This is a genomic window from Phyllobacterium zundukense (assembly GCF_002764115.1).
In the GTDB taxonomy this organism is placed as follows: domain Bacteria; phylum Pseudomonadota; class Alphaproteobacteria; order Rhizobiales; family Rhizobiaceae; genus Phyllobacterium; species Phyllobacterium zundukense.
In genome coordinates this window covers 381,836-406,326 of sequence record NZ_CP017942.1, presented here as the reverse complement: position 1 = coordinate 406,326, position 24,491 = coordinate 381,836, and the positions used below count along the sequence as shown (strand labels likewise).

Below are 24,491 nucleotides of genomic sequence, written 5' to 3'. Positions count from 1 at the left end.
TAGGAGCCGTTGCGGCCCCTAAAAGAAAACAATACCGGTTATTATTATGTTCGCCATCGACAAAGGAAGCAAGACTTTCCATCCGATCGCCATCAGTTGGTCGTAGCGGTAGCGGGGGAAAGTGAAGCGGAACCATATAAACAAATAGACGAAGAACGCGACCTTGAGCACAAACCAGAGGAGCGGTGGCAAGGGGATGAGTACGCCATTCCAGCCACCAAAGAACAGGATCACCACCAACACCGATACCAGCAACATGATGGCGTATTCGCTGATCATGAAGAACGCAAAGCGGATACCGCTGTATTCGGTATGGAAGCCGGCCCCCAAATCGCCTTCCGCTTCCGCCAGGTCGAAGGGAATGCGCTGTGCTTCGGCCAGTCCGGCGACGAAGAACACGAAGAAGCCGACCGGTTGGTATACGATGTTCCAGACATCGGCTTGCGCCCGCACGATATCGAGCAGGCTCATGGATTGCGCCAACATTACGACGCCGATGACCGCGAACCCCATCGGGATCTCGTAACTGATCATCTGCGCGCAGGTCCTGAGGCTGCCAAGGACAGCGTATTTGCTGTTAGCGGCCCAGCCGCCGAAGATGACGCCATAGACTTCGAGGCCGATCACGGCCAAGACGAAAAGGAGCGCCACATTCATGTTGGAGACGTAGAGTGTGATCTCGGCGCCGAGGATCGAGACGGTTTCGCCGAAGGGGATCGCGACGAACACCACAAAAGGCGGGGCGAGCGCCAGGATTGGCGCCAGTTTGAACAGGAAGCGGTCGGCCTCGGCCGGGATGTGGTCCTCTTTAGTTAAGAGCTTGATTCCGTCCGCCACCGGCTGCAACAGCCCGTGCCAACCCACGCGCATCGGCCCCATCCGCTGCTGCATGTGCCCGGCAATCTTGCGTTCCAGCCAGGTTAGCGGCAAGGGCAGCAGCAGCAGGATCGCAATCAGCAACGCGACCTTGAAGGCGATCAGGCCAAGGGCGACGATAAGTTCCATGATCCGCGACTACTCATTCAACGGGTTGAAACGCGCGACCGGACTTTGGCTCCGGCCATGCACTGAGCACTTTACGCTGCTACACGGTACGACGGCGACACACCACATGCAATGCCATCTTAGTTATGTCATCGCGGTAATGGTGTGTTTGGGGTTCCGTCGCAAATTTTTGAGGTGACACAATTGGACGCGAGTTCCGTTGTTCAGAAGGACGTCGATATCGATTGTCTGGACATATTAGAAAGGGTAGAAGGTATTCGCGTTGCGCGCGAAGCTTTTATCGATGCAGGCGAAGGAATCGGGTATCTTCATAAAAGCAGAATTGTAAACCGTCGGCCTTGTCGCTCAGCTCTCGATCCAAATCCCAAACGCGCCCTCAAGGGGCGCCGGGGAACTTTGGATTGACACCCCCACCCAATCTGTCGGGAACGGGCCGCCTCATCTGCCTTGCGGGTAGTTGGTATGCACACTTAGTCCGCACAAGCAGCGGTCAGGCTGCAGGAGGTATCGCATCAATCGCCACTGCCGCTACGCCGCGATTGCGCTGACAAGTGCGAGGTCGTGTTATCTCCCCTGCGCTTCGTAAATGTAGATGGTCGATTTATCATCTTCTGGTGCGAAATAGGCCATCAGGCTATTGTCTGTTGGTTCGATCCAGAACGGGTTTTGTGTCATGGGAAGCCCGGACTCCGTCCAGAGCTGGACCGGAATTTGGTAAACAGGGTGACCGGAAGCAAGATTGATGATCTCGAGACCGCCCAGCGCGAATTTCGGGCCATCCTTCTTGACCTGATAGTTGGTCAACCCACCACAGAGCATTTCGCTGTGGCCAAGATATTTGCAATCCTGATAATCGATATAGTGGGCCGGGTTCAGCGTGGCCAACTGTCCACGGTCAACATCGGCGTTCGTCACCTGTCCGTTCTCGTCAAGTGTAAAGGCGTAGAAGCGCCGCGATCCCCAGCTGACTGCGTTCAAGGTCTTCTTCTCGCTGTCGTGGACTACGCCGCCAAGATGGTCCCTGTAGCGAAAAACTTCCTGCGGCTTCATTGTCTGGGGATCGACTTTGTAGATGATGGACACGCTATTCGGCCTGTATTCGGCAACCGGTACGAAAATCGCTTTTCCGTCGAAGTCAATTCCACCCGGATGATAGATCGAGCCTTCGCCTAGGATCACATCTTCGACGAGATTGCCGTTTGAATCGACCTTGAAGAGATGACCCTTGCCTTCTCCCGTATCGCGATCATAACCGCCCTGCGACGTGTCGTATTTCGTGGTAGGCTTGGTGATCTCCACAGACGTGATGTAGAAAAAATCACCGATCTTCACCATTCCCTGTGGGTGAAACGTCGGAAAGGACAATTGGATTTGCCCGACGGCCTTCCAGACGGTTCCCCTGTCCAAGGTCTTGACCCTTTCGCTGATCGTGTCCCCGGTATCAGCGGTTTGCGAGAGGGCGGGGAAGGCAACTACCACCATCAAGGCGGCAATGGTGGTTGCCAATTTGAGATCTGCGAACATTTCACGCTCCGTCACTGTCATGTCGTTACCGAGAAGTACAATGGATCGGTGACAGCCACGTGAATTGAACAGCCCTATCACAAACTATGCCGTTGCAACGTGCGCACTCTGATGATTGATGACCTGCAAAGGTCGCCAGTGGCAATCGCGATGCCCGTAAGGCGATTGATTTGGATGTCTCGAACCATTCAAGCCGGCCGGAGCCTTCGGATAAGTCACTCCAGCGTTTGACTTCGAGTCGACGAAGCAGCATCGACCGGCGTATCAATAGATACCTCTTGCTAGCATGTCATGGTGTCGCCCAGGATGCTGCCGAAGGTACAATCCGCTCAAGCGCCCCGCGAAACAATTGGAGATTGACGGATAGCCAATACGCTGCGGATATTGCGGCTATGGATGATATCGAAATTTTTCAACGCATGGGGTTGGCGATTGCTATCGGCGCTGCGGTTGGTATCGAACGGCATTGGCGTGAAAAGGATGAGGAGGAAGGCAGCCGTACCGCCGGTATTCGTACCTTCACGCTGATTGGCCTGCTCGGCGGCGTCGCCGGATTGCTCGAACATTTTCTTGCACGTCCCGGCGGGATCCCGGGAGTCGTCCTCGTCGGATTCCTGGTGACCCTAACAGCCGTGTTCGCAGTGTTTCAGTTGCGCGAGGCGATCGCAGAGAAGAACTACAGCGCGACGTCGGTGGTTGCTGCCGTGCTGACATTCGCTCTTGCAAGTGTGGCGGTTCTCGGGAGCATGACCGTGGCATCCGCTGGTGGCGTGGTTCTCGTCGCAGTGCTTGCAAGCCGGGATTTCCTCCACGCCTCCATGCGGAAATTGCGCTGGTCCGAACTGCGCTCGGCGGTGATCCTGCTGGCGTTGACCTTCGTTGTTCTTCCCATTGTCCCAGCCGAACCCGTCGGACCATTCGGCGGTGTATCACCCTCGAAAAGCCTGATCATGATCATTGTCCTGGCTGCAATCTCCTTTTGCGGTTACATCGCTGTACGCCTGCTTGGCAGTGCGCGCGGCGAGATTGTCGCCGGTGCGATTGGCGGCGTGATCTCCTCCACGGCAGCGACGATTTCCAACGCTAGGCGCTCGACGAGTGACGACCTGGCGAGACCCCTTGCTGCGGGTGCCATCAGTGCCGGCGCCGTTTCTATGGTCCGAACCAGCTTTTTGGTCATGATGTTGGTACGGCCACTTGCTGCACAGCTTCTTCCGGTGCTGTTTGCGGGTGCAGCCGTCATGCTTGTCTATGCTGTCCTGCTTGCCCGGCGAAGTGCGCCCAAGCATGAGGAGGTCCTCCCGAAGAATCCCTTTGATCTCAATGAGGTGGTCAAGATGGCTTTTGTTCTCGTGGGTGTCGGATTTCTGGCCCGCGCCGCGAGCGAGGTTTTTGGCGACGCCGGCTTGCTCGTCGCCTCGGGTCTGTCAGGCCTTGCCGACGTTGATGCAGTGACGGTTGCGGTTTCGGGACTGCTGCCGAGCCTTTCGGCACAGACCGCTTTCCTGGCGATCGCCATTGCTGTCCTGTCCAACACGCTGGCCAAGGCTGTCTATGCGTCAATTTTCGGAACGATGGCCTTCAGCGCCCATGTCTGGAAAGCATCAGTCATGGCCATTGCCGTAGCGGCGTTGTGTCTTGTTCTGCTCAGACTGTTGTGATTTGGGATCAGTAAACCCGATTCCTCTGAGCTTGCACTGTATAAAACCCTTAATGCTTGCGTCGCTCCCCGCTGCCATCCTCTATAGCGGGATGGTATTCCGGATACTTCGTACAACAATGCCAGCGTTACGAGCCACGTTGCGAGTTCCTGACCACCCTCGGCCCATGCCCGCCACAAGCTGGTGCCACTGTCTAGTACGCCCGCGAGCGTTTTCCTGTGACCTGAACAGATAAGTGAGACATTCGGGAACGTGGTCTGCGGTTAGGATACGCCCTTGGTTCTGGACGTTAACTTATCATTTCACGCTGGCATTTTTTGACATTGGGCAGCCGGCAGCGACAAGCTCACTCGCGCCGATCTCATAGCGTCCGCCATGTGCATGGGCATAGCGGATAGCCGGCCGCGACACTTGGATGTCAATAGGTCGTGTCAGGAAAGCACGAACCTGCGATCCGTCGGGAAGGCGGAAACGAAGCCGCTCCACAACGTGACTCCGGCGTCCTCCGTCACGAGTTCCAGTGACGTTTCCGCCATGCACAAGAGAGCCTTCACCCGTTGGATGGAAACAGTCATCGGCGGTCTCGCATTACCGCACGAGCCAGCCGCCATCGACCGGCAGGATGGTGCCGGTTACATAGCTCGAGCCTGGAGCGGCAAGGAACAGCACCGAGGTATCAAGGTCGTCAGGAGTACCCCATCGTCCCATCGGGATGCGTGCGGAAATCTGACTGTTGCGCTCCGGGTCTTTTCGAAGCGCTTCGGTGTTATCGGTGGCCATGTAGCCGGGTGCAATTGCATTGACCGTTATTCCGTGCGGCGCAAGCTCGTTCGCCATGGCCTTGGTCAACCCGGCGATTCCATGTTTGGAAGCAGTATATGCCGGTACACGAATGCCACCCTGGAAAGTCAGCATGGAGGCGACATTGATGATACGCCCTGAGCGGCTGCTCTGGATCATGTGACGGGCCGCTGCTTGTGACAACAGAAACGCGGCCTTCAGATTGACATCGATGACACTATCCCAATCCTCTTCGGAATAGTCGAGAAGGTCGGCGCGACGAATGATCCCGGCATTGTTGACGAGGATGTCGATAGCCCCCAGCCTGGAGACGACTTCATCGACGATCGCCGCTGGATCGAACCGCTTGGCGAGATCGACTTGAAGCGCATGAAAGCGTCTGCCGGCTTGCTGAACCAGTTCCGCAGTCTCCGGCATCGTCGTTGAACCGAGGGCCGCAATGTCGGCTCCCGCTCCGGCCAATGCCAGCGCCATCCCTCTGCCGAGGCCTGTCCTCGCCCCAGTCACAAGCGCAACCTTACCTGAAAGATCAAACGGTGTGGCCAAAGCGGAGACCCTTTTCGTTGAATACGTGAAGCGGCGCCGTCGATAGCGACAAGCGAATATCAGTACCCGGCATTAGATCGTATTGCCCTGAAGCAACCACTAACACCTTCTGGCCGGCGACGTCGGTATGGAGAACGGTCTCGGAGCCGAGCGCTTCTACCAGTTTTATTTTTGCTGGAATGCCGTGCGTGGCGCCGCCAATCGAGATGTGCTGAGGGCGTACACCTAAGGTCACGCGTGCGCCCTTGGCGATGCTCGTGCCGTCAGCTGGTACTTCCAACCGATGTCCACCGATCAATGCCACGACCGCCTTGCTCGACTGGAGCGATTCTACCGTGCCTTCGAGAAAATTCATGTGCGGCGAGCCGATGAAGCCGGCAACAAAGCGGTTGGCCGGCGAATTATAGAGTTCCAGCGGCGTGCCGATCTGTTCGATACGACCAGCACGAAGCACCACGATCCTGTCGGCGAGTGTCATGGCCTCGACCTGATCGTGTGTCACATAGATCATCGTGGCTGAAAGCCTTGCATGGAGCGCGGCAATCTCCGCGCGCGTGGAGCCACGAAGTTCAGCATCGAGATTGGAAAGTGGCTCGTCGAGCAGGAAGGCGACCGGTCGGCGTACGATTGCCCGGCCGATGGCGACGCGTTGGCGTTGACCGCCCGAAAGCTGGCCCGGCCTTCGCTCGAGATAGGGCTCGATCTCGAGCATGCGTGCCGCCTCTCCGATGCGCTCCGCTATCTCCGCCGTCGGCATCTTGGTATTTTCCAGGCCGAATGCGAGGTTCTGGCGAACGCTCATGTGGGGATAGAGGGCATAGGACTGAAAAACCATCGCCAGCCCGCGGTCGGCGGCGGGAACGGTGTTAACCACCTTTCCGTCAATAGCGAGTTCACCGCTGGTCGGCCGCTCAAGACCGGCGATCATCCGGAGCAAGGTGGACTTGCCGCAACCGGAGGGGCCGACAAATACGACGAATTCGCTGTCCGCTATCTCAAGATTGATATCATGAAGCACATCGACACTGCCGAAGGACTTTGCGACATTGGTAAGCTTGATATGGCCCATGAATATCCCCTTTATTTCAGTCCGGTTCCGGCGATGCCGGTGGTGATGAAGCGCTGCAGGAAGATGAAGACCAGCACGACCGGGATCATGGTCACGACAGTCATGGCAAGGATGAAGTGCCATTGCACGTTCAGCTCGCCCGAATAGATGCTGAGCCCAACCTGCAAGGTGTAAAGTTCCTTCCGCGACAACACGATCAGTGGCCATAGGAAGTCATTCCAGCGCCAGACTACAGAAAAGATCGCGAGAACGGCGAGAGCCGGCGCCGTCAGGGGCAAGATGATACGCCAGTAAATCTGCCATTCCGACGCTTTGTCCATGCGGGCGGCATCGACCAGTTCATCAGGAATGGTCAGCATGTATTGGCGAAGGATAAAGACGCCGGTCGGCGTCGCGACGGTCGGCAGAATTACGCCCCAGAGGTTGTTGAAGAGGCCGAGTGCCGAGACAATCGAATAGAGCGGCACCATGATGACCGAAAGGGGCACCATCAGTGTCGCCAGGATGACAAGCATGGCTACCGTCCGACCACGAAACTCATATTTGCTGAGCGCAAAGGCGGCCATTGAATTGACGACCAGAGTGATCAGGGTGGCCACCACCGTCACGAAGACCGAATTCCAAAGGTACCGCACAAAGTCGAAGTGCGTGAACGGTTCGGTGTAATTCTCCGAAGCGAAGGACATCTCGCGAACCGGCGAGCGTTGCGAGATGTTCACCTTGATGACCTCTCCCGGATTGCCGGGATCGATCATCTGGCTGACAACGCCAATACGCCGAACTTCGGCGAGCTTTGCCTTGACGCCGTCTGGTAGCGTCACTTCATAAAGATCGAGTGGTTTGTCGAACCCCTCGACGGTCACTTTCTGGGTCACGTAGGGCAATATGGTCGGGGGAAACTCTGCAAGCGCTGCAGGCGACTTGAAGGACGAGCCGACGAGCCAGACCGCGGGACCAAACATGATGAACAGGCCCCCTACGAGCCAGACCCAGGTCACGATATCCGTCCAATGCCAGCCCTTGCCTCCTCTGCGACGAAAAAGGAATTGCGCGACACGGCTCATTTGCGGCCTCCGTTCTTTTCGCTTGACCGGCTGAGACCGAGTTGCAGCAGTGTCAGGACGACAAGAACCACGCCCATCAGGATTGAAGCTGCAGCAGCCAGTCCCGGATTGCGAAGCTGCGTGGCGAAGCCGGTCTCATAGATATACTGGGTGAGGTACAAGGTGCTGGTCCCTGGGCCTCCACCTGTGAGGACATAGACCTCATCGAATATTTGTACCGCCCGTATCAAGACAAGAACGATCACGACGAGGAGGTTGGGTGCCAGAAGTGGCAACGTAATACGCAGAAATGCACGCGTCGGCCTTGTACCGTCCATCTCTGCAGCTTCATAAAGATCCTTTGGAATAGCCTGGAGTCCGGCCAGAAGTATTAGGGTGTAGAATCCCATATGTGCCCAGATCGATACGCCGACTGTCGCAGCAAATGACCAGTTGCGGTCGTTCAGCCAGGCATAGGGTTCGAAGCCGAAGCCGTAGAGACCGAAGTTCAAGAGACCCTGACGTTGCAGGATCCATTTCCAGATGAGGCCGACGACCACCGGTGACAGCAACACGGGAAAGAAGAACATTGCGCGCCAGAAACTGCGTGCCATAAGGTCGCGATTGAGGATTAGAGCGGTTACGAGCGAGAAGCCGATCATCAAGGTGACCTGGAGCACGACAAACCACCCCGTGTTGCCCACGGCAGTCCAGAATGTGTCTTCGGCGCAGCTGTTCGGATCGAGATAGTTGGAGCAGTCGACGAGCCGGGAATATTGACCCATGCCGACAAAATTGCGGTCCGGCAGAAATAGGGCGGTGCCGCCCGTCATCGAATAGGCAAAGTTGATGAAAAACGGCAGGAGGACAAAGATGCCGAATATCAGCATATTGGGCAGGAGGAAAAAGGTCGCCATGCCGCCGATTCCGGTCGTCCGCTGCAGCCAGCGCAACGGAAAATCGATGAGCCCCATTGCAAAGCGAACCGGAAGCATAATGATTTCGCCAATGCTTAAATTGGTCTTTCCGGGAATATCTGCCATCATTGTTCGCTTCCCTCCGCCAAGCCGAAACCGGCATCATCCATTGTCGCTGATTCAACCCACAAATTGCGTCTCAAGTCTTCACTGCACCGGATGCGGGTGGCGTGGTTTCCGGCGACCTTATGAGAGTTCGGGACGACAGCAGTTCTTGGCGCTGTCGCCCTTGGCACGCGTATCGATCGTTAAAGACCGGAGTCTTTGACCTTGGCTGCAATATCCGCGTCGATACGCGAAAATGCTTCGTCAAGTTTGAGTTCGCCTGCTGCCGCCTGGCTTACGCGGGTGACCAGGGCACCATAGATGGTGTCCGACCAATACCAGCCCGGCAACTTTTGCGCGAGATCCGACAGGGAAGACGTTGACGACACAAAGGTGTTGAGAGCCGCCTTTGCCTGCTCGTCATCGGTTTTGAAATCGAGCCCTTTTTCGATCACGCCCTTGTGCGCTGGCAGGAACAGCGTGCGTTCTGAGAATTCCTTTACGATGTCTTCGCGCGCCAGATAATCCATGACCTTGGCGACCTCTTTCGGGTTCTTCGTGTATTTGATTGCCACGAGACCGGCGCCACCTGGCATCCCAGTGCAATTTGCGGATCCGCAAGGGCTGCCGGTCGCAACCCAATCGAAGTTCGAGCCGATCTTCGTGGAGAAGTTTGGCACTTGCCAGGAGCCGGAATAGTAATAGACGAGCTGGCCATTGATGAAGTCATCTGCGCCGGCGCGATAGGTCGAACCAGCGGCTGACACCCAGACGTCCTTGCTCATTGTTCCGTCGGTGACCCAACCAACAAACTTGGTGATGAAGTTCTTGGCACCGTCATCGAGCGGGGCGGGTTTGCCATCCGGACCAATATAGTTGGAGCCATAGGAAAGGTTGGGCCCGGTCAGCCGGTGGCCCGAGCGGTCAAGCGCCATCGGAAACGGCACCTTCTGGCTTTCAGCAACCTGTTTCGCAGCCTTTGCCCAGTCGTCCCAGGTTGCGTCCTTGGCCGGAATGGCGACACCGGCCTGGTCGAACAGCGTTTTGTTGGCGAAGCCGCCTGTCAGAGTAATCTGGGTCATGAAACCGGAAATCTGGTTCGAACCGTCAGGACGCATCCAGTCCGCCTGCCCACCGAAATTCTTGTCCCAATAGGCTGTGTCGGCGACCAGCGGGCGCAGATCGAGCCAGTGTTGGCTCAACGCCTTCAAATTGGTCACGCGCGCTATATCCGGACCATCGCCCGCTTCCAGCTGGACCGGTAGCTGCTCGCGCACCACGCTATAGGAAACATTGTCGAGAATGACGTTGATCCCGGGATTTTCCTTCATGAAACGGCCGAGGAGATCCTTCAGGACCTCGCCCTCCACACCATCGGAATACCACATGATGCGGACGTCTCCAGCCATGGCCGCCGTCGACGCCAAAAGTCCGATAGCGAATGCAGCTAGCATCGTACTTGTCTTGGTCATAATCTTCCTCCTCTTATGGACGAGCCTTCTCCCGCTCGTAGATAAACGGTGTGCCTGCCTCCAGGGCCGGCTTCTCCGCCGTTACTTGGTAGCCAGCATGGTTACCTCGCCGGCAATCGTGAAATCCTTCGGCAAAATGGCCCGGCCCTCAGCCTCCATTGACCCGTCTCGATGAAATTTGACAATGCCGTAGTCGGGATCCTCGATCACCAGCGTGCCGTCTGTGCCCTCGCTAATGGCGAGACCTGCGAACCTGGCTTTGACGGTCTTCAGGTCCGGCGCCGCGCAGACGCGCACGATCCAGCGTGTCTTGCGGCCATATTGGCGCAGTTCCGCGTTGGCGGACGGGCCATCCTTGATAGCTAAAAGTTCCGAGCTTCCTTGCAATAATACCGCACCTTGCCCACTGCGGGCGAGTGCAAGATTACCGTTGACTATGGTTTCGTCGAATTCGGCGACAGGGAACCAGGCGTGGGTGAAATCCGGTTGCTCGTCGAACGTGGAAAAATCGAGCACGGCCAGGCCTCGATATTGGTGCGTGCGGGGGAGGGTGCCGCAGCCGCCCCAATATGAGGGTCGACCGTACCCGAATTGAATTGTCTCGCCGGGGTGATTGATCCATATTGCGGCTTCGGGACGCTTCCCAAGCCGCAGGTGCAGGATGGTCTCCTGGTAGCCCCATTCGTTCCAGCGATAGTGTGCAGCCGATCCCATGGCGAAATCGCGGCCTTTGTAATGGTAGAGTGCGGCAAAGCTGTTCTCTCCCTGCGCGAAACGCCATTCCTGGTGTTGATCAGCCTGATGGCAAGCGATCATCTGCAAGGCTTCCGGCACGATCAGGCCATGATCGCGCAGGCAGACGGCAAGCTGCGGCAAGGCGTGGACGCGGCGGCCATACCAACCTCTGCCCCAGAACAGGCGCGCAACACCGGAAAGCTCCAGCGAGCGGCCCGCGCATAGCGTGTGCTCATAGGAGCGGCCCTGCGCTGCCGTGACCATCCCGTGATGGGCCGAGCGGGCGATGATCTCGCATAGACGCACGATGCCGTTCCTGGCGCGATCTGCGATGTCGGTGTCGGGCGAGAGGGCGGCGAGTGCGGTCAGGCCCTTGAGATCAATAGGGAAATAGGGCGCGGAATTGAACTCCGCCATTTCCCAGGCCTCGAAATGGTCAAGCCACGCACGCACGCGAGTGGCTCCGATTTTGCTCTGCGCCTCGCCCTTGCGGCCGGAGCGCGCGAAGGTCGAGCCAGCTAGGAGATGCCCGGCAAGATAGGCCGAGGTATGGAACAGGAGTGCGTGGTTTTCAGAGAAATACCACTGCACGTCGTTGCCGGGCTCGTCCATCCAATAGCGATAGTTGAGGATCGCCTGATCGATGCGGTTACGCGTCGTTTCGTTGATATCCGCGCCCCAGACCGAGCGTGCCCAGATCAGCGGAACAATCGAGAAATCGGCGCAGTCATGACAATCTTCAATCGACGGCAGGATTTCTTCGATCATGGCATCGGTGTCAGCACCGCCTCGGCCACTTGCCAGACGTGCGAAGGCGCGAACCGTGTCGCGTTCGGAAAATTGCGATATTTCGTCCAGTGTTTCCGCGATCCGGTCGGCAAGCGCGGCGGGGGCGGCTCCCTGGCGGCCGGTATGGCAGATCTCGACGCCCAGCGAGCGGGTGGCGACAAAGCCGCCAGCGTCCAGCGTAATACGGAAATGGCGAAAGTCAGCGGGCGCCTTTTCCGACGGGCAAATGGTCAGACGCGCGTCGCCAGCTCTCAGCACCAAGTCGAGGTCAAAACGTTCGGTTGACATAAAGTCACCTTCGACTGCGACATTGACCCCCACGTCGACGGGCAGTGGGGTGGCAAAAAGCAGGGTGATGTCGCCATCGAAATAGGCGGTGCGGTCGAAATGCATACCGTCGAGCGCGGCTTCTATATTCTCCGCTACCCCACTTGCGCAGGGAACCGGCACCACTACGCTCGCAGTGGGGCCGGACAGATAGTCGAGCTGGAAGAAATAGCGTGCATCACGTTCGGCCAGATCGTCGAAGAAAATGGTGATCTCGTTCAGACCCGCCATAAGCTGCAGGTCGTACTCGGATTTCGCCTCGAGATTGCGGTTGTAGGGTGCCATCCAGGCAACTTCGGTGCCATTTAACCAGAGGACCGCACCCCCGCAAGTGCCGAGCCGCACCTTGGCAGCACCAGCGACTTCGGCGTGTATAAAAGTGCGTGCCCACGTGGCGAGCCGCGTCGGACGGAACCAGAAGCCTGACAGATCGAGCCGCGGCGAGCCGAAGGGTAGCCACCACCGCGCTGCGTCGAAAGAGCCACGGGCATCGGGCCGTTGACCGCGATAGCGCTCGGCAAAAATCGTACGGCAGGGATACTCATGCGGGATGAAATTCTTGTGCTTGGTCAGGAAGAAGAAGGGATCCATTTCACCCTTCATCGGGGTGTCCGGAACATCGAAACGCTCTTCTGCGATAGCCCCGAGCTGCCAGTAGCGAATCGCCTCACCTGGCTTCAGGGCTCTCTTCATGTGGGATTTGGTGTCGTTCATTTCAGATCTGCCAGCGCTACCGGGGCCACGTCGTTGTATTCCTGGTTTTCGCCAGTCATGCCCCAGACGAAAGCGTAAGGGCCGGTCCCGGCACCCATGTGGATCGACCAGGCGGGAGAAAGCACTGCCTCGCCGTTGGCAACAAGTAGATGACGGGTCTCTTCGGGGCGGCCCATCAGGTGGATGACGCGGTCCTCGCCCGCCATGTCGAAGTAGCAATAGGCTTCCATCCGCCGCTCGTGCAGGTGCGGCGGCATGGTGTTCCACACGCTGCCTTCGGCAAGATCCGTAATGCCCATTAACAGCAGGCATGATGGCGCAACTTCCGGATGGATATACATGGCGAGGCGGCGCTTGTTCGATCGGCGCGCATCGCCAAGTTCGAGCGGCTTTGACTCAGCCTTGGGTATCAGTCGATGTGGGAGGTCGACACCGGCCGGCACCGAGTTCATGTAGAACCGGGCAGGGGTGTTGGCCGAGAGGCTCGCCACGGTTATTTCCTTGGCGCCCCGACCCACATAAAGAACGTCACGGTTCTGCAATGTGAAAACCTTGCCATCTACAGTGACGGTGCCCGCTCCGCCGAGATTGGCGATTCCCAATTCGCGCGCCGACAAGAGATAACGCGTGCCGATGTCGATCCCGGATCCGAAGGACAGGCTCTCTGAAACTGGCATAGCGCCGCCGAGGATGAGGCGATCGACATGCGTATAGGTGAAACTGACGGTGTCCGCCGCAAACAGGTCGGTGATCAGGAACTCACTGCGGAGGCGCTCCGTGTCATAGCTCTTGATATCCTCTGGCGCAGCCCCGTACAAAACCTTCATCGTCATGCCGTTTGTCCTTCTGCTCCAACGTGCTGCAATGCTTCCGAAAGGCACAAGATCGCCAAGGCCTGTCCGTAGCCCGTCGGCTGGATGGGGATATCTCTGTAGAATTGGAGATCGTGGCCCATGCGCGTGCCATAGGAGACATTGAGCACTGTGCCGGTTTCATCGATATTGTTCATCACCGCCTGCAGCGCCTTCAGGCCCCCCGTCCGCCATGCCGGCGTTCCGATACCAAGGCGGTAACCCTTCAACAGGCCGTAGCCGATGCCGGCCGTTGCGGAGATCTCTTCATAGGAGGTGGCGTCGTCAAGCAGCGTGTGCCATGCGCCAGACGCAGTCTGAAGCGGCAATAGTGCATCGACCTGTGCAAGGAGAACGCCCTGCAAGTGGTCCTTGACTGGTCTTGCCATCTCGGCCAGGTCGAAAAAATCAAGGATGCCTGCCGTGATCCAGGCATTGCCGCGCGCCCAATGAGCTCCAGCGAAATTGTGCCTGCCGTCGAAGGTCCAGCCATGGAACCACAGGCCTGTATGCGGGTCGGCGAGGTAGCGTGCATGAACAAGGAATTGCCGCGACGCCTCATCGATCAGTTCCTGTCGCCCGCTTGCCTGGCCATAGGAGGCCAGGAACAGTGCGACCATATAGAGCGTGTCGTCCCAAAGTTCGTTGTCATTGATCTTGTCAGACACGTGATGTTCAAAGCCGCCTTCCGGCGTCCGGCCCATTTCCGTGATCACACGGTTTGCCCAGTCATCCAACAGGGGCTTCCAGCGTGGATCGCCCGTCTTTGCCCAGAGAACGGAAAGACCAAGCATCGGTGCTGTCGTGTTGACGTTGAGTTGCGGTAGTCCACCCTCAAGCCGATCCGCGTACCAGTTTTCCACAAGCAAGCGAAGATCATCACGCCCTGTGAACAGCCAAAGCCGGATCAGCCCGTAGAGTCCGACGCCTTGCGGCCATTCCCAACTGTCGAAGCTGATGTAGTCGCCGGCAGTGCCGTCGAGATTCGGTTCATGGAAGCGGCCGTCATGCTTGAGTCCGGTCATTCCGGCGACAAGGCGATCGAGACCAATATGAATATCGCGGCCGTTCGGGCCCATAGTACTCCTCCCAATCAGTCCACTCTTACGGGCGGCTCTGTAGCCAGATAATGCATGTTGATTTTTCTTGCGCAATCTGAAAATTTTTTTCATAATTGCGGCAAAAGGAGATACGACAATGGCTGCCAAACCATTGCCCGGTAAGCGCGGGAAGAAGAGCCGGCGCGTGCGCCTCGTAGACATCGCCGCAACTTGTGGCGTGTCCCTCAGCACTGCGTCGCGTGCTTTGGCGGGCGAAAAAGGGGTTCGGCCAGAGATCCGCCAGCAAATTCTTGAAGCAGCCAAGGTCGGCAATTATGTCATCCCGACGGCTGTAGCGGGGCAGAAAGTCATTCTGGCAGCATCCAGCGCCGCCATGATTGACTATGTGCGCAATCAGTTCACGCTCTACGTCCTGGAGGGACTGAAAGAGCGCGCACTGGCGCTCGGACTTGAGATCGTTACTCGTCCGATCGCCGACAGGAACGAGGAACTGGCAGTGCTGAGAGAAGCGCGTGAAGATCCTGAAGTTGCGGGTGTTCTTTTTCTCACCGTGGACGACGAGGATATGCTTGCAGCGACGCGTGGCTTCGATAAGCCGATTGTCCTTCTGAACGGCGACGATCCATTTATGAGGCTCTCCAGCGTGACGCCCTGCAATCGATCAAGTGCGCGACTGGCGGCGGATCACCTGATTGATCTCGGTCACCAGCGCATCCTGTTTTTGATGCGGCCGGGCCGGCGAACGATAGAGCGGCGCTACGAGGGTTGGCAAGACGCTTTGCGGCACAGCGGTCTATCCGTAGATGAGGATCTCATCGTTTCGGTTGAAGACTGGTTGCCGGAACTCGCGGCTCAGGCCATCGCTTCGCGTATCAGCGCACGTGGTCTGGATTTCACGGCGGTTCTTGCCGCCGGCGACAGTCTTGCAGTCGGCGCTATGATGGGCGTTCAACAGAAGGGTTTCTCGGTGCCCGGCGACGTGTCGGTCATGGGAATGGATGACCTGCCGCAGGCGGCTTTCTTGAACCCACCACTGACGACCATGCACATTCCCATGCGCGAAATCGGCTCAGTAGCGCTTGATCTTTTGCGAGATAATCTATCCAGTCTGCCGATGCCGCCGCGCCGTGTGGAACTTGCCTGCCACCTCGTCGAGCGGTCATCAACCGGCCCACGACGTACGCAAGTGGATAGAATTTCACAAGCCTGATTGCAGGCAATTTTCAATTCGGGGAGATGGCAACATCGGATCTTAAGGGCATCGGCGAGTGTTCTCTGTCCCGAGGTCCATGCTGAACATCAAATCTTCCAGCTGCGCCGGCCTGCACCGAAGATTATTTTCTCGCATATGGGGATAATTACCGGCAACGAGTTCCAGTACGCGACGCGGAAACCGGCTCTATCCTTTCCACATCGTCGAGCGGAGAAGCGCCTGCATGTGCTCTGACAGGTCGAGCTCGCCTCGCGCCTCAATCTTCAAAAGATATTGAGCCTTGGCCCGGCGATCACCTTCGCTGATCGCGGGATAGGCGCAGACAGCCACCAGCGCCCTTTCCTCAGCCCAGCTCGCTCTGTCGTGGCCTCGGTCACTGCCGCCCATTTCGTGGATTGCCTTGGCGAACGCCGCGTATGTTGCCTTGTGCGCCTTGATCAGCGCCCGCAGACCGCTGGACGAACCGTGGTCCCGGCTTAGCGGCTCTGTGGCTAGAGCCGTTGCCCCAACCGTCGAAGCGATGACGGCGCTGCCGGAGTTAAGAAGCAAGGCGCGGCGGTTGATCCTGGACATGACGAGCTCCCTTGGTCTCCTCTTCACTTCATCACGGGCTGCCAAATGGTGTCGTTAACACTAGGCGGCGCGTGCTCACAGTATCATGGCTGTCGGCCCATTCATGTCAGGATGGATAATGGCACCGTTGCGATGTCACCCACAAACCAGATAGTCTGCTTGTCACATGGGAAGACAATTTCGTTACGTCTTGCAGTGCCAACGCGATGGGAGGTGCAGCTTGATGGAATCAGAAGGAACAGCCGATCTACTACAAAAGGCGCAGTCCGACGTGCTTAGAATATTTCGAACTACCGCGTCAGTGGTTTGAAACAGTTCTTGGCGGCCGCTCGCCATCTTCGACAACCAGCGCGCAGTCTCTCATAGCGATTGAGGCGTAGCGGGCCCCTCGTTGCGTGCGTCGCGCAAATAAGTTTTGGCGGGGCTCATGGAACGCTGCCGACCACTAATGGGCGCGCCGGATGCTTCGATCAGCTGCCGGTAGCGACCATCAATTGCCGCGAAGCGCGGTCCATGATCGTGACATCTACGCTCGGTGGCTAAAGCGGGCGATCCGCGCATCCTTCATAAGGCTGCGAAAGTTAGGTCCGCTGACATGCACCAGTGTCTTGTGGTCACCGCCTTCGAAATAGACGTCGTCGCTGACGTTGCCGAGGCTCTCGTCGAGAACCACCGGCACATCGTACGCCGATCCAATGGGCGGCACTGCACCGATGTCGCAATCGGCGAAAAGCGAGCTGACCTCCTCCTCCGAGGCGAGACCAAGACGCCGGTCAATCACATCCTGCAATGTGGAGAGCTCGATCCGGTGCGTGCTCGGAACAACAGCTAGAACGTACCCCATTTCGTGATGTACAACCACGGATTTGGCCAGCTTGCTGCCCGGAACATGCGCTGCTTGCGCCGACTGGCTGGTTGTTGCTGTGCGGTGATGAGCGACGGTGTCGTAGGCGATACCTGCGCCGTCGATATAGTCCTGAAGTTTCCTTGCGATCGTCATCGTAGGCACTCCTCTTGTTGCGTGGTGCCCATAGAATAGCAGACTTCAAGTCGTATTTCTCGGTCAGTGCGGATGTGTGAAGCGGTAGGCCGACAGGGAAGTAACCGCGATATATTGAACCGCTGCTTTGCCGATCTCGCCAATGCGGGCTTGACGGAGGACTAGCGCAGTTTCCGCTTCGGATTGAGGGTGCAAAAGCCACGATCTGCAAAAAGTTCAAAGCTCTCTTGCCGTTGATGCAGCAAGGCTACAATAAAAAGCCGCCATTATCAGCCTTTTCAAAGCCAGGATTATCATTGCTTTCGACATTGAACAGACGCTTTGGACTTGAGAAATGTTAGGCAACGAACCACGGTGTCAGGGCCGTTCAAACCTGTTGGTCTTGTGCTATCTTTTCCGCTGTCTTCCAAGAACGATCACCGAGAAGGCGATCGTTTTTGATGATCTTTAAACGCTGGTCCCGGAAGGTAGCGACAATGTACGAGAACGAGATCGATACGGTTAGGGCGCTGCTGCAATCCCGTCCGCGGCCCACGAGCCTCGCCGAACGTCGCCAGCGCCTCGATCTCGTGGCAGCCGCAGATCCGATCGCACCCGATATCCATTTCGAGCGTCAAATGGTCGGCATGTGTGAGGCAGAATGGTCGCTGGCACCGGAAAGCGACACCGCCAAGACGCTGCTGTTTTTCCATGGCGGCGGCTATTGCTCTGGATCGATCCAAAGCCATCGCAGGATGGTCGCCGAGACAGGTCGCGCCGCACGCGTCCGCACACTTGCACTCGGTTACCGGCTCGCGCCCGAGAGCCCGTTCCCGTCTGCGCTGGACGATGGGCTTGCCGCGTTTGAGTTCCTGCTCGCTCACGGGGTCCCCGCGGCGTCAATTGCGATTGGCGGCGACAGTGCTGGCGGTGGGCTGACGCTGGCGACTATGATACGTTTGCGTGACGCTGGCAAACCGCTGCCCGGTTGCGCTTGGTTGGTTTCGCCATGGGTCGATCTCGAAATGACCGGTGCAAGCATCGACGAGAAGGACGCCGTCGATCCGCTGATTCACCGCGACTATCTCGAAGAGCTCGCGGACGCCTATCTCGGTGGGACCAGCGCTCGCGATCCGCTCGCTTCGCCGCTCCATGCCGATCTTGCAGGGCTCCCACCGACCCTCATCCAGGTTGGTTCGGCCGAGACACTACTCGACGATGCAGTGCGGATCGCCCGCCGGCTCGGGGCGGTCGACGTGGCGACGAACCTGGAGATCTGGCCACACATGATCCACGCCTGGCATCTGTGGGCGGCACGGCTGATTTCAGGGCGAATGGCGATCGCCTCGGCTGGCGCGTTCATCAACAAACACCTGGCGACTTAAAGCGCCCCGCCGGAACCGACGCTACTGGCAGTCGAGTCTGGTGTCATCATCTGTGCAGGCTGCCGAAACTGTGGCATAAATGAGTCATGGCGATAAATGTCTTGGCAGTCGATAGCGGCGGGACGGAACAGTCGACGGGCAGTTCGGTTGCAGTCGGCTATTCCGTGGCGGTCCTCTGCTGGCTCCTGTCGGCCGGCGTCTATATCGCAGCAAAATGGGTCTCTTCCGAGATGCCGCCCTGGGCGCTCTGCTTCTGGCGCGTGCTGATCGCCTGGGCGATCCTGGTGCCGACCGTGCGAGGCCATTTCAGTTCTATGGCCGCGCTCGTGCGGGCACGTCCGCTCGAACTCCTCTTCGTCGGCGGCATCGGGCTCGCGATCTGTCAGGGCATGGTTTTCGTCGGGCTCGAATATGCCGACGCCACCACGGCCGGCATCATTGTGGCCCTGATCCCGATCATCACCATGATCCTCGCCCGTTTCATCCTGAATGAGCCGATGGGAGCCTGGCAGGTGATCGGATCGGTCATTGCCTTCCTTGGGATCGTCGTCATTGTTATCAAAGGCAGCCCGGCGGCGTTGATGCGTCTCGACGTGAATTCCGGCGAACTGTGGGTGGTCGCCGGCGCCGTCTGCTTCGGCCTCTATGCTGTTCTGCTCCGCCGCGCGAAATTCGAGTTGGAGCGTCTTCCGCTCCTGGTATTGCTGCTCGGCGCGGCAGCGCTGACTGCGCTGCCCTTCTACCTCTGGGAGCTTGCTTCCGACGAACGCTCGACACTCGACGGCAGCGGGCTTATCGCGCTGGCCTATGTGGCGATCCCCGGCGGAGCGCTGATGTATTATCTTTTCAATTGGAGCGTCGAAGCGCTGGGCGCAGCTCGGGCAGGCATGCTCCTCTATCTCCAGACGATCTTTATCGCTGTGCTCGCCTATTTTGTCCTTGGCGAGCACCTGCAACCCTATCATCTCAAAGGCGCGGCGCTCATAGTCGTCGGCCTGCTTTTTGTCATCCTGCTCAAGCCTCAGACCAAACCTGTGGCGTCAAAACCATGAGGCGCATAGCGACGGCCCCTCATCGGCATCTTTAAACGATCTTGTCTCTGGCTATCGATGGTTCGATCCAAATTTGTGGCAAGGATATCCGCAAAGCGGGCAAGTCCGAACTGGTGGATATCCGCCGCAGCGCCCAGATGATTTCGCAATCCTCGCCGCATAACTGTTCGGCATCAAAGCCGTCAGCATACCTTAACTCAGCCGTTACAACCGAACCGGAGCGTTGACTATTCAAAAAAAATCCCTCCCCACAAGAGGGAGGGTCAGATGCAGGAGCGGCCCCCGTCACCCCCAATGGCGTCATATTTTTTCCGAACGACGCTCTAAACCATTTCGTCAAACATGGTGTTGATTTTGTAAATTGCTTCCGCCCGGTTTGTCGCCCGAAGCTTTTTGAATATATTTCGGACGTGAACTTTCACGGTGTTTGGAGCGAGCTTTAGAGCATAGGCAATCGTCTTGTTTGCCTTTCCCTGCCGCAGGACCTCAATAACGTCCCGTTCCCTTGGTGTGAACATTCCCCCGCACTTGAATTGATAACGCCTGATTCCGAGCATGCGTTGAATATCATGCAGGTTCTCGGCCGCGACGAAAACACCTCCGGCCAAAGCCATCGATATTGCTTCGATGCAAACAGATATTCCGGCGTTGCCTGGAAGATAACCGCATGCACCTTGCTCTAGAACGCTCAGGATTTGCTGAGGTCCGCATAGTTCTGCCTGAACAATGACCGGGATACTCGGAAATCTCCGAACAAGCGCCTCGATCTCAGGCCCAATGGAATTATCCATGAGTCTGGAGTCGTCAGCGCACACAAGAACGACCGAAAATTCCGCCGCCTCATGTTCCTCTATATCTTCGATCGAGCCGTATGTGGCCATGCGCAGTCCAAGCCCACTCGATAGAAGTCCCCATGAAAGATGCTGTCGAGCTGCGGCACATCCGTCAATAATGGCAAGGGTCCGTTGTGGACGGAGTTCGGTCGATGCAATGCGGAACTCTGCACGGCGGGCAGCCGCATGCCGATTGAAAACGGCATGATTAGCATCCGGTATTCGTTCATACATAATTCCCGACATTTTACTTACCCCCAAAACATATTCACTGACACACGGGCGCAACGTGAAATTCAATTGCACCACGTTTGACTATCGTGATTTCGCGCGCGGCTAATGCGTGCCATGCGTTCGACCAAGAGCTGCATTGCAGCACAGGAGAGTTCTATTTCTCCTCTCTTCCGTTGCAGTGCGCCGATATCAGTCAGGCGTTTGACCGTTTGGCCGTTTATTCGCCGGATGGTTTCGCCCTGCAACAAGCGTTTCAGTGCTTCCCATTCGTCTGTCGAAAGTTCACTCATCAGAACCATGTCCGTCGCTCCAATCATGAATTGTTAGGCGAGGGCGGGATCCCTAGCGGATGCTATAGATAGATCCCGCAGCCGGATGTCTTGTCGTCGGTGCGAGCCGGCGACATTTGTTTGATCCGCTTGATGGGCTCACCGAAAATGGCATGAGCTACCGCGGCAGGTGTACTCTCGGGATTGCCCCCTCGAGTTGTTGGTGATTTTACATCGTAGAAAAGCGGGCTTAGGCGCTGCAATTAAGATCGTAATGATACCGCCAATCTGCCCGTCTATTGATTCGCTGAAGTATTTGTAAGTGTGACGCAAACCCATCGGCAACGTCGGCAAATTGATCAACTTGCCAAATGATGACCATTGATATTTGCTAGCAGGAACTATTGACATCGGTTTGCCTCCCATAAGCTAGTGAATTCTATTGATCGACTTTTCTCTCCGGATCGATCGGGGTGCCGGTTTATTGATTGAATATTACCGGAGAGGGCGTCTCTTGAACGCTGTGGTACCGTCAAAGCACCGTCAAAAATGAAGGCAGTATGAAAAAAAGACCCGGTGACGGGTCCTTTTTCTGTGTTTAGTGGGGCTTCGCGTCAACTGGTCAGCACAGCGTTCACGGCCGTGGCCGCATTGAGTAGTCCCGCTCCAAAAAAGTAACTTGGGTCGATGACATCTTCGTTGTCCGCATTCATGCAGTCGGGCGTGAGAGGACGCAAACCAGGTTCGACATTGCTGTTTAGGTTGGACGCTTCTTGAAGGATATTCTTTACAGCTACACCGTTCAACTTTCCCGTTCCACCGTGAACGGCGCGATGGGTCCGTTGCATGAGAGCTGCAACGCCGCCCACTAAGGCTGCCGCTCCAGACGTGCCGCCAAAGCTTGTATAATAACCACCGCCAACGCCGGGATTATTTGCAGATGGGAGCAATGAGGACCAGGGTGCTTTTCCTTCATCATAACCAAAGACGCCCGGAAGGTCTGTGCTAAGGAGACTGAAGTAGGAGTAGCAATATTCCTTCCCACCATCAGCGCTATACTGATGCTTGGCGGCAAAGGGAGACAGGCGATCGACGCGCAATTGATGGCGGTTGAAAACTTCACTATCATCGGAAGGAGCAACGAGAGTGAGCCCCTCGCCATAATTGCTATAGCAGGATCGAAAACCTTCGACTGTTACAGCGCCGACTGCAACGATGCCGTTGTCGGGAGCTGCAAGGCTGGCTGGATAGATGAGCTGGCTTTCACCACTGTTGCCAGCGGCGCAAATCACCGGGATCTTTCGGCTCACGCCAATAATCAACTGTTTCAGGATCTTCCATAGCCGGTCTGGGTTGGAGCCTGTCTGGGGTGCCTTGGGTTCGAGTTCCGAAGGGCCCTGTTCCGCCACGGCAATACGCGCAAACAGGTCCGCAGCATCGCGATTGGCCCAGCGCTCAAGATCGGCCTTCAATTCGTTCTTTGGTTCAACGGCGCTTCGCTTCGGATCGGGTATCCCTCGGGGCATAACGATGACGTCGACGTTCTGTAAATGCGCATAGAGGAAGGCCGCAATGAACTGCCGCGCATCCTCTTCGAATGACGTTGTGATGTTGACGAGGCGCGAAAACGGATCAGCGCCAAAATAGGGCAACAGGTTGGGATTCTTATTGGGATGTGCCTCGGTCGAATCTGGATTTGTCAGGAGATATTCTGGAGGAGATGGATTTTCGCTGTCCCCAGATGGCAACGCAGCAGGCTCTCCAACGATCAAACCGGCACAGGCAGTTCCGTGCGATGCGAACATCGTATTCGAATCGAGAAGACGCCGCTGAACGCCATTTGAGGCAGCGTATTCCGCCACGATATCGTCAAGGTATTCCTTGTCATCGTCCGATAGGCCCAAGTTTCCAAGACCTGATATGTCGAGCCCGGAGAAGAACGCCTGTTTCTCCTCCTTATAAGAACTGTTTGTATCATTGAGGATTTCCAAGGCGCGTGCACCGTATCTATGTGTCGCAAGGTCGATTGAGGCGTTGTGATCGATCCGTGTCGTCAGGTTCGGATGATCTGGAGATATCCCGACATCAATGAGAGCCACCTTTGCAGGCGAAACTGCACCCAATTCGGCAATAGTGTCCCAGACAGAACCGGTAATAACGGGATTAGCGGCGTTGCGAAGAGCACTTTCATTGTTGGAGGGGAGCGGTCTAGTCAAGGGTCCGAAATCCGCATCAATTACCCTTAACGCAGCCAGATGCCAAAGATAATAGTATCCAGCCGGCGGCTTTGTGTTTTCTGATTGGGGGGGCATCTACAACCTCATTTACGCTAGAGGAATCACTGAAGGTGAATGCATGTTCTTCACACCCATTCTTTGTGTACCGCGTTGTACGTCGTGGCGAACGCATCTCTCAGATAAGGAGCAAACCTGCGGGCCAGTTCACGTCCTCCCTTCGTGTCGCTAGGATAATGAAGGCCTGCCCATTCACGATTTTCTGCAACATTTTGCGCTATTCGGGCCAACTGTTCGGTCGCGGGATGCTCCGGCAGGATCGTGTTGAATGCAAACGCGACGGAAAAGCATTGAAATGCATGATTGCTTTGGTACGATTCGGTCGCCGGAACTGCCAGAAGGGGCCGAAGCCGCGGTTCGAACTGATGAGGTCGTATGCGATTGAACTTGCTTTTGTAAATGAGCCCAACATATTCGCATGCTGTCAGGATATTCTGAAAAAGCCCCTCGGTCTGTTCGAACCCGGCTATATTCTCGATATAGAGAGGTCGCGTAAACTCGGTGACAGATAGCGACGCTTCCTGCTGAATATCCGGTAGCCGTCTGGCGCGTTCCCGGTCGCGCTTCTGCATCGACAGGAGCACTTTGGTTTCAAGGCGAGTGAAATCCGGCCCCGGTGGTGGAGTGATGTCGAGCATTTCCCATGTGAATCGTGCAGCAGCAGTAAAGGCGTTCCGGGAAGGTTGTTGGTGTAGCCGGCGCAACTGGAACGCAGGTATCAGTTGTGAATCACCCGTGCTGATTCCCCCGAATGAGGCTTTGTTCTTGTTCTTATTCTTGTTCTTGTTCAGCGAGGACTTGTTCAACACCGTCTTATTGGCAACGCCGCCACCTGCCACAGCAGCCCCCGCCATCGGTGACGCCGGGCTGTTGACACCGGGTCCGTCCACTGCCGCGGGTACTGATTGCGGGTCCGCTTTGACAACCGGCAAAGGAGGGCAAGGTGATACATGATCGGCATCGATCTCAAATCGAAAACTGTTCATGAACTGTATCAGCGGTGATTGCGTCGCTTCGTCCACCATTTCGCATATCCTTC

At 56.9% G+C, this 24,491-nt stretch carries 21 protein-coding genes; 4 read left to right on the top strand and 17 right to left on the bottom strand.

Going from position 1 to position 24,491, the window contains the following annotated elements:
- Nucleotides 1-18 precede the first annotated feature (18 nt).
- Both nuoH and BLM14_RS24960 read right to left on the bottom strand, forming a co-directional pair.
- A complete protein-coding gene (gene nuoH / locus BLM14_RS24965; protein ID WP_100002698.1) occupies nt 19-1,005 on the bottom strand; it encodes an NADH-quinone oxidoreductase subunit NuoH in 987 nt (328 codons plus the stop codon).
- A 564-nt stretch (nt 1,006-1,569) separates the two neighbouring features.
- Nucleotides 1,570-2,529: a DUF6454 family protein gene (locus BLM14_RS24960; protein WP_100002697.1), complete on the bottom strand. Its 960-nt coding sequence runs from the start codon at nt 2,527-2,529 to the stop codon at nt 1,570-1,572.
- 392 nt (nt 2,530-2,921) lie between these two features.
- Between BLM14_RS24960 and BLM14_RS24955 the strand changes: the two genes are divergently transcribed.
- On the top strand, nt 2,922-4,190 hold the full coding sequence (locus BLM14_RS24955; RefSeq protein WP_100002696.1) for an MgtC/SapB family protein: 1,269 nt from the start codon (nt 2,922-2,924) through the stop codon (nt 4,188-4,190).
- A gap of 431 nt (nt 4,191-4,621) precedes the next feature.
- Here BLM14_RS24955 and BLM14_RS31305 read toward each other — a convergent pair whose 3' ends face one another.
- From BLM14_RS31305 to bglB, 9 genes are all read right to left on the bottom strand, one after another.
- Nucleotides 4,622-4,765: a hypothetical protein gene (locus tag BLM14_RS31305; RefSeq protein WP_157929596.1), complete on the bottom strand. Its 144-nt coding sequence runs from the start codon at nt 4,763-4,765 to the stop codon at nt 4,622-4,624.
- A gap of 13 nt (nt 4,766-4,778) precedes the next feature.
- A complete protein-coding gene (gene kduD / locus BLM14_RS24945; RefSeq protein ID WP_100002692.1) occupies nt 4,779-5,537 on the bottom strand; it encodes a 2-dehydro-3-deoxy-D-gluconate 5-dehydrogenase KduD in 759 nt (252 codons plus the stop codon).
- On the bottom strand, nt 5,521-6,606 hold the full coding sequence (locus BLM14_RS24940; protein WP_100002691.1) for an ABC transporter ATP-binding protein: 1,086 nt from the start codon (nt 6,604-6,606) through the stop codon (nt 5,521-5,523). Before BLM14_RS24940 ends, kduD begins: the two co-directional genes overlap by 17 nt.
- Nucleotides 6,607-6,617: 11 nt before the next feature.
- Nucleotides 6,618-7,670, bottom strand: a complete 1,053-nt coding sequence (locus BLM14_RS24935; protein ID WP_100002690.1) for a carbohydrate ABC transporter permease — start codon at nt 7,668-7,670, stop codon at nt 6,618-6,620.
- Nucleotides 7,667-8,695 (bottom strand): carbohydrate ABC transporter permease, encoded by a 1,029-nt coding sequence (locus tag BLM14_RS24930; protein WP_100002688.1) that lies wholly within the window; start codon nt 8,693-8,695, stop codon nt 7,667-7,669. The genes BLM14_RS24935 and BLM14_RS24930 overlap by 4 nt, the downstream gene beginning before the upstream one ends.
- 179 nt (nt 8,696-8,874) lie before the next feature.
- Complete coding sequence (locus BLM14_RS24925; RefSeq protein WP_100002686.1) at nt 8,875-10,143, bottom strand: ABC transporter substrate-binding protein; 1,269 nt, start codon at nt 10,141-10,143, stop codon at nt 8,875-8,877.
- Between the two features lie 81 nt (nt 10,144-10,224).
- Nucleotides 10,225-12,708, bottom strand: coding sequence for a hypothetical protein (locus BLM14_RS24920; RefSeq protein WP_100002684.1), 2,484 nt, complete (start codon nt 12,706-12,708; stop codon nt 10,225-10,227).
- The gene (gene kduI / locus BLM14_RS24915) at nt 12,705-13,541 is read right to left on the bottom strand and encodes a 5-dehydro-4-deoxy-D-glucuronate isomerase (protein WP_100002682.1); all 837 of its coding nucleotides are present in this window, start codon (nt 13,539-13,541) and stop codon (nt 12,705-12,707) included. The genes BLM14_RS24920 and kduI overlap by 4 nt, the downstream gene beginning before the upstream one ends.
- Nucleotides 13,538-14,638, bottom strand: a complete 1,101-nt coding sequence (gene bglB, locus BLM14_RS24910; RefSeq protein WP_100002680.1) for a beta-galactosidase BglB — start codon at nt 14,636-14,638, stop codon at nt 13,538-13,540. The genes kduI and bglB overlap by 4 nt, the downstream gene beginning before the upstream one ends.
- 118 nt (nt 14,639-14,756) lie before the next feature.
- On the opposite strand from bglB, the gene BLM14_RS24905 reads away from it, so the two are divergent.
- Nucleotides 14,757-15,830, top strand: a complete 1,074-nt coding sequence (locus tag BLM14_RS24905) for a LacI family DNA-binding transcriptional regulator (protein WP_100002678.1) — start codon at nt 14,757-14,759, stop codon at nt 15,828-15,830.
- 189 nt (nt 15,831-16,019) lie between these two features.
- On the opposite strand, the gene BLM14_RS24900 is transcribed toward BLM14_RS24905, so the two are convergent.
- Both BLM14_RS24900 and BLM14_RS24895 read right to left on the bottom strand, forming a co-directional pair.
- Nucleotides 16,020-16,406, bottom strand: coding sequence for a hypothetical protein (locus BLM14_RS24900; RefSeq protein ID WP_100002676.1), 387 nt, complete (start codon nt 16,404-16,406; stop codon nt 16,020-16,022).
- A 526-nt stretch (nt 16,407-16,932) separates the two neighbouring features.
- Complete coding sequence (locus BLM14_RS24895) at nt 16,933-17,406, bottom strand: aminoacyl-tRNA deacylase (protein ID WP_100002674.1); 474 nt, start codon at nt 17,404-17,406, stop codon at nt 16,933-16,935.
- Between the two features lie 476 nt (nt 17,407-17,882).
- Between BLM14_RS24895 and BLM14_RS24890 the strand changes: the two genes are divergently transcribed.
- Both BLM14_RS24890 and BLM14_RS24885 read left to right on the top strand, forming a co-directional pair.
- Nucleotides 17,883-18,770, top strand: coding sequence for an alpha/beta hydrolase (locus BLM14_RS24890; RefSeq protein ID WP_100002673.1), 888 nt, complete (start codon nt 17,883-17,885; stop codon nt 18,768-18,770).
- Between the two features lie 86 nt (nt 18,771-18,856).
- Nucleotides 18,857-19,822: a DMT family transporter gene (locus BLM14_RS24885; RefSeq protein WP_100002671.1), complete on the top strand. Its 966-nt coding sequence runs from the start codon at nt 18,857-18,859 to the stop codon at nt 19,820-19,822.
- A 323-nt stretch (nt 19,823-20,145) separates the two neighbouring features.
- On the opposite strand, the gene BLM14_RS24875 is transcribed toward BLM14_RS24885, so the two are convergent.
- The 4 genes from BLM14_RS24875 to BLM14_RS24860 all read right to left on the bottom strand — a co-directional run bounded on the left by BLM14_RS24875 (nt 20,146) and on the right by BLM14_RS24860 (nt 24,477).
- Nucleotides 20,146-20,901: a LuxR C-terminal-related transcriptional regulator gene (locus BLM14_RS24875; RefSeq protein WP_100002668.1), complete on the bottom strand. Its 756-nt coding sequence runs from the start codon at nt 20,899-20,901 to the stop codon at nt 20,146-20,148.
- 50 nt (nt 20,902-20,951) lie between these two features.
- On the bottom strand, nt 20,952-21,188 hold the full coding sequence (locus tag BLM14_RS24870) for a hypothetical protein (protein ID WP_100002666.1): 237 nt from the start codon (nt 21,186-21,188) through the stop codon (nt 20,952-20,954).
- Between the two features lie 584 nt (nt 21,189-21,772).
- On the bottom strand, nt 21,773-23,470 hold the full coding sequence (locus BLM14_RS24865) for a S8/S53 family peptidase (RefSeq protein ID WP_100002664.1): 1,698 nt from the start codon (nt 23,468-23,470) through the stop codon (nt 21,773-21,775).
- Between the two features lie 50 nt (nt 23,471-23,520).
- Nucleotides 23,521-24,477: a phosphatase PAP2 family protein gene (locus BLM14_RS24860; protein ID WP_162293242.1), complete on the bottom strand. Its 957-nt coding sequence runs from the start codon at nt 24,475-24,477 to the stop codon at nt 23,521-23,523.
- Nucleotides 24,478-24,491: the final 14 nt, after the last annotated feature.